The 6402-nt window shown below is 39.8% G+C and carries 5 protein-coding genes; 1 reads left to right on the forward strand and 4 read right to left on the reverse strand.

The window, feature by feature from the left end; translation table 11 throughout:
- Positions 1 to 1574: KUP/HAK/KT family potassium transporter (locus JWP71_RS04360; RefSeq protein ID WP_299497499.1), on the forward strand; the 1574-nt coding region annotated here is incomplete at its 5' end.
- 45 nt (positions 1575 to 1619) lie between these two features.
- Here JWP71_RS04360 and JWP71_RS04365 read toward each other — a convergent pair.
- From JWP71_RS04365 to JWP71_RS04380, 4 genes are all read right to left on the reverse strand, one after another.
- The gene (locus tag JWP71_RS04365) at positions 1620 to 2366 is read right to left on the reverse strand and encodes a YdcF family protein (protein WP_299497501.1); all 747 of its coding nucleotides are present in this window, start codon (positions 2364 to 2366) and stop codon (positions 1620 to 1622) included.
- A gap of 105 nt (positions 2367 to 2471) precedes the next feature.
- Positions 2472 to 4202: a sialate O-acetylesterase gene (locus JWP71_RS04370; RefSeq protein ID WP_299497503.1), complete on the reverse strand. Its 1731-nt coding sequence runs from the start codon at positions 4200 to 4202 to the stop codon at positions 2472 to 2474.
- Between the two features lie 541 nt (positions 4203 to 4743).
- Positions 4744 to 5628: a DUF3823 domain-containing protein gene (locus JWP71_RS04375; protein WP_299497504.1), complete on the reverse strand. Its 885-nt coding sequence runs from the start codon at positions 5626 to 5628 to the stop codon at positions 4744 to 4746.
- Between the two features lie 12 nt (positions 5629 to 5640).
- The coding region (locus JWP71_RS04380; protein ID WP_299497505.1) for a RagB/SusD family nutrient uptake outer membrane protein at positions 5641 to 6402 on the reverse strand (762 nt) is incomplete at its 5' end.

The raw sequence follows: 6402 nt of genomic DNA on the forward strand, positions 1-6402 counted from the left end.
TTGGCATTATGCTGTTATTGTTTTTCTTTCAGCAATTTGGCACAAAGGTAGTTGGCTCTGCATTTGGACAGGTTATGTTAATGTGGTTCTTAATGATAGGCGTATTAGGAGCATTACAAATTATGCATGATCCGGGTATTTTTAAGGCTCTTAATCCTTATTATGGCGTAAAATTATTAACAGATCATCCTAAAGGTTTCTGGCTTTTGGGGGCGGTATTTTTATGTACCACCGGTGCCGAGGCATTATACTCAGACTTAGGTCATTGCGGCCGAAAAAATATTCAATGGAGCTGGTTATTTGTTAAAACCACATTGATATTAAACTATTTAGGGCAGGGTGCATGGGTTTTAAAACAATCGGCCAATTTTAATTTTACCGGGCTTAATCCCTTTTATCAAATTGTACCTAATCCGCATTTATTGATGATACCTTGTGTGGCTCTGGCTACACTGGCAACTATTATTGCAAGCCAGGCCTTAATTAGCGGATCGTTCACTTTAATAAGTGAGGCGGTAAGTATGAATTTTTGGCCGAAGATTACCATTAAGTATCCGTCAAACATTCGCGGACAGATATATATACCAAGTATTAACTGGATATTATGTTTTGGCTGTATAGCAGTATCATTATATTTCCGCACATCAGAAGCCATGACCGCAGCTTATGGTTTTTCAATCACCATAGCTATGTTAATGACAACTATATTGATGTACTATTTTATGCGGTATGTAAAGCATTGGCCGGTGTGGTTAGTTACCATTATACTTTGTGTGTTTTTATGTGTTGAGTTCTCATTCTTTGTAGCCAACGCGGTAAAAATCCTTAAAAGATTGTTCTTCCTGGTATTTGAGTTTGGATTGATATTTACCATGTACATTTGGTACAAGGCACGTAAAATAAATAATCGTTTTTTAAATTTTATAGATTTAAAAGAGCAGATACCCTTGCTTAATGCATTAAGTGCCGATGAAGGTATTGCTAAATATGCGGGCCAGCTTATATATTTAACAAAAGCTAATAATGGCAAACAAATAGAGGAAAAAATAATGTACTCTATCATGAGTCGCAGTCCTAAACGTGCCGATACTTATTGGTTTATCCATATTGATACTACCGATGAGCCTTACACCATGGAGTATAGTGTTGACCAAATAGAAAAGGGTAAAATAATACGGGTAGATTTTCGCCTGGGTTTCAGGATACAGCCCCGGGTTAATGTGCTGTTTAGGAAAGTGATAGAAGACATGTTAAATAGAAAGGAGTTAGATATCATCAGCAGATACGATTCGTTAAGTAAATTCAAAATAATATCTGATTTTAGGTTTGTGATACTTGAAAAGTTCCTGTCATATAACAATGCATTCAGTGTAGCAGAAGGGTTTATTTTGAATAGTTATTTCAACATAAAAAAACTGGCGCAATCAGAAGCGAAAGCTTTTGGCCTGGATACCAGCGAAACTCATGTTGAAAAAATACCTTTAGTGGTAAAGCCTGTAACCAACTTTAAATTAAAACGAATTGATCCGTTTAATGGCGAGGCAATACCAGAGTTAGTATTGAATCATAATTAATTTCACTTAGCACGCGGGTAAACTACCCTTTTACCTGTGTGCTATTTACTTAAAGTAATTAACCGCATAACCTACTACCTCTTTGGTATAAGACTCCCAGTTAAATAACGTCGCAGAATCAGGTATAAAATCGCTTACCACAAAATGGTTATTTGTTCCGAAAAAATTACATGGATAAGGCACAACATCAATACCGGCTTTTTTAAATATCATAAGCGATCTGCGCATATGGAATGCCGAAGTAACCAGCAGATACGGTGGCGGCAAATGTGTTTGGCTTAATAACATTTTTGAAAACTTTGCATTTTCTATAGTATTTTTTGAGTTGTTTTCAATTAGTATTAAGCTATCGGGTATATTTAGTTCTGTTAACTGGGTTTTAACCCAGGCAGCTTCTCTAAACCCGCCGGGCAGCAAATTACCATTACCCCCGCTTATTAATATGTGTGATGCCTGTTTAGTGGCAAGTAATTTAATCCCTTGTATAAACCTGTCTGCAGCCGTATTAAAGTGGCCGCCATCCTGGCCGCCGCTTGATGAAAATCCACCCAATACTATTACACAACTATATTTTGTGGCTTTATTTATTGTGGTTGCCCGAACATCCCATATTCTCTGAAATGTATTTAGCAGGAGTGGGTTTGAAAACAGATAAAACACAATTACTGCCGCAATTAAAAACTTTCGTTTTCGTTTTCGCTCTTTGCTAACTAATGCGATGACGAGCAAGATTATTATCCAGTAAATTGGCAATATTAAAAAAAGTAAAATTTTTGAAAATATAAAATACATAGCTATCTAATGACTGCCTAAATGTATTTATAAAATCTTTATTTACACTTATTACCAACCGTATAATCTAAATGCACGTGTGTACAGCACCGGTTTGTATAATTATTAATGCATAACCCTTATAGGCGGCGGCCAGTTATCTGTACGAAACGGCCCGGCAGGCAATCCATCTTTATTATATAAATTACCCGGCGGATTATCAGCCCAATTATATCTTACCGCTATTGGATTAGCAACCTCATCGCTTGAAACCACAACCGTATTGCCCTCAATAACTGCTTTTGCCCAAACAAATTTCTGGTCTGAGCCTGAAATGCCAAAGCCTTTAAGTTCTGTAACACCCGTAGCTGCTGTTCCATCAAGCGTGGGCCTGCCGGTGATTAATCCCTTGTTTATTTCATCAAAGCTGATAATTATTTTATTGCCTGCAATCTTCATTGACTTATAAACCGGACCAGAGTATACCAGGTTTTCATTATATGCAACGTGCCGGGCCACCAAAGCCAGCCTGTATGCCGGATCAACTTTATTGGTGGGGTGTATATTTAAGGCATCGCCTACATCTGTAATTACAGTCATGCCTGTCGCGGGTAATGATAATGTTTTAAGCTGGGCCTCACGTACCCAGGCCCAATTTCCTTCTGAGGGGCTCACTGCCGGGTCACGAAAGTTAGGAAGCTGAACAAATAGGAAAGGAAAATCACCTTGCTCCCATTGCGTGCGCCAGTCATATATCAACCTCGGGAACAAATCTTTATATTCAATTGCATCTGCAAGTTTATCGCCATTTCCTTCGCCCTGGTACCATATTACACCCTTTATGCCATACCGCAGTATAGGTGATATCATACCATTATAATCATTTGTGGGTGCGCCAAATCCGCCTTCCGGATCAGCAGGGGCATGTGGTGCAGGGCGGGTTGGTTTTGGGCGAACTGGTAGCACCTGGCCATTTGTCCTCGCCTGCAAAACATCGGCATCCCATTTCTTTAAAACTATTGCAAAATCATTTCCAACTTCTGTGTTCCAAATTTTTACGCTATCCTGGTAGGCTGCCAATTTCTGCGGATAAGTTTCTTTTGAGCTTTCATAATTATCAACCAGTTTTTGATGGTCATCAACATACTTTGTAAATGGGGGGCTGTTTTGCAATCCTTCTAAACTTATCCATGCCTGGGCCGGTGTGCCCCCTTTGTAGCTGGCTATCATCCCCATAGGTACACCTGTTGATTTACGTAAATGCTGTGCAAAATAAAAGCCAATGGCCGAAAAACCATGCCATGCAAATTGTGGGTTTGCCAGCAATTCTGGCGAACAAACTACCCATTTCCCATTAAAAGAATCGGCAGGTACTTTAGCAATACTTTGTTGAGCCTGTAAAGCCTGTGCCATGGGTACATAAAAAAAATGTATCTCTTTATCAGTAGCTTTTGCAATGGCTTCTGCTCCATGCAGTTCTGTTTGTATACCAAACTCCATATTAGACTGTCCGGCAGCCAACCATACATCACCTATCAATATATTTCTTAATGTTAAGGTAAAGCTTTTGCTGCCAATGCGCATTTCGTACGGTCCGCCTGCTTTGTACGAGCCCAGCTTTACAAACCATTTGCCATCGGCACCGGTAGTAGTTTTATAGGTATTGCCCATAAATTCTACCTCAATCTTTTCGCCAATTTCTGCCCAGCCATATATGGGTACATGCATATTGCGCTGTAAAACCATATTGTCGCCAAATATGGCTGGTAGCCGCACACCGGCAAATACTGCACCGCTGCTTAGTGCCAAAACAACTATAAGTAAATATTTAAAACAGTTGGTTATTGGGTTCTTCATAAAGAAATTTAAATGGTTTATTATACTAAGATATATTAATTGCCAATATGCTTTATAGCAATTGAAATATCAAATAAATTAACGTGTTTAGTGATTAAATCGATATAAAAAAATTAGTCCTCCGCGAAGTAAGCAAATGCAGCAATAAACCTATATCCATTAAATATTATTACTATACTGTCCCATGAACACATGGATACACCTGGGACACCTGGCACACTTGGGACACCTAAAAATTACAATATGCTGAAAATCAATCACATAAAACTATCGCTCCTTCGGAGTCAAATGCCGCTTCGTTTCAGCAAATATTGGCTCCGGAGGAGCTCCCTGTTTATAGAAGGACCAGACAAACCCTATTTTGGCTGCATCGGAGCCTCCTTATCTATTATGCGATACTCTTAAGTTATTTTAATGCGTTTGTTACCGGCAGGGGGTACAAAACCTCTCGTATAATTAAACGAAAGCTTTGCGCCACGCATAAAAAAACCTCCTGACCAAAAGATCAGGAGGTTAATAACTGCTATTTGCGGTTATCTTTTTAGTGAATTACAGTTGTTGTTGTGTTACTGTAGTTTTCTTTACTATTAGTAGAACCTGCTCCAACTATAGAAGCGCGGAAATAGTAGGTACCTTTGGCCCAGTGTGTTCCGGCCCATTTAACACCATAGATATTAACGGTTCCATCTGCCTTCAAAATATTATTTATCGGAAGCGTTATTGGCGTTCCGAAAGCATAATATTGAGTGCTTTGCGCCGGTCCCCAAACTTGGGTAGTAGGTACGGTGTTGTTAATACTAAAGTTCCACCTGTTAACATAATAAGCAGTACCCGTTTTTTGACTCACATTTCCGTTAACTAAAGGGTAGTTATTAACATACAGGCACAAGTTGTTGGCATTGGTTAAGTTATTATTAGCCAGAGTTGCTTGTAATGACCTTGTAATTGTAATAGTTGCCAATGTATCAACCATAGTTAATGTAAGGTGGAAATAAGGATACACCTTATAAGTAGGTATTACAGTTGTGGTTTTAGGTGCAACAGTTACGTTTAAAGTATCAGGTTTTCCACCCGGCGATGCCGCGGTTGGAACAACACCGTTACCTGTATATACCCAAGGTCCTGATCCTGGCAATGGTAATACTCTATAATTTTCTGAAAAAACAAGTGAATTATAAAAAGTTCCATCCTGTTTCAGCACATAATCTAGAGCCGATGGTGCAGGATATTTTGCAGGATCATTTACTATAAACCTGATACTACCCGCATCTGTTCCATTTTGCTTCAGCTCCATTTGGCCGCCCGTTTCTGCATCCAGAAATGTGCCGGAAATTGTCGCGTCAGGAGCTGGGTAATTATCCTTCTGGCATGCCGAAAGAGCCAACAGCAAGCAAGGAATTATATAAATTAATTTTATCGTTCTCATATTTTCTATTAATTAATAACCAGGGTTATGACTAGGTACCAGTAATGGATTTTGTGAAGCATCTGTACCCGGAATGTCGGCATAGTAAAACTGCGCACTAAGAGTCCTGGTACCACCAGCGTTTTGTTTGATATACACATAATCATTCGTATCCAAATCCCAGTAGCATTGGAGGGTGTATTCTTGCCTGTTGCTAAAGTCAGTAGCTAAAGCTCTCCATCTTGAATAATCCCACCAGCTTTTGTTCTCATAGGCCAGTTCTACCAAACGTTCATGGCGGATAAGGGCCCTGCTGATGGTAGCAAGTGCAGGTATGCCCGCTCTTGCACGCAACAGGTTAATGGCTGATAGCTGCTCGGCAGCCGGTTTGCCCAGCTCGAATGAGGCTTCTGCAAAGTCAAGCAATACTTCTCCGTAACGAAGATCCATCCATGAGGTGCGTGAACTATAATCATGTATCAGGGTGATATCTGTTACCGGATCGGTCCATTTCTTCAACCAGCATGAGCCGTTATCATCACTAGCATTAGCCGAGTTACCGGTACCAACAACATAAGTGGTTGCTTTACCGCCATTAAATTTGGCCGGGTTAATATTAAACTGCTTGTAGGTGCTGCTGGCTGGGTTAGTATCAAAAAATTGTTTGTAGTCATTTCCATTTATAGTGGCATTATTTAAGATAACTCCCCTTTGCGCGGTAATGATCTCTGTTCTAAAGAACGTTCCGTTAGATACGAATGTGCCGTGGTAACGCGGGTCCTTCATCAGGAACGG

It is taken from the genome of Mucilaginibacter sp. (genome assembly GCF_028287845.1).
Taxonomy (GTDB): domain Bacteria; phylum Bacteroidota; class Bacteroidia; order Sphingobacteriales; family Sphingobacteriaceae; genus Mucilaginibacter.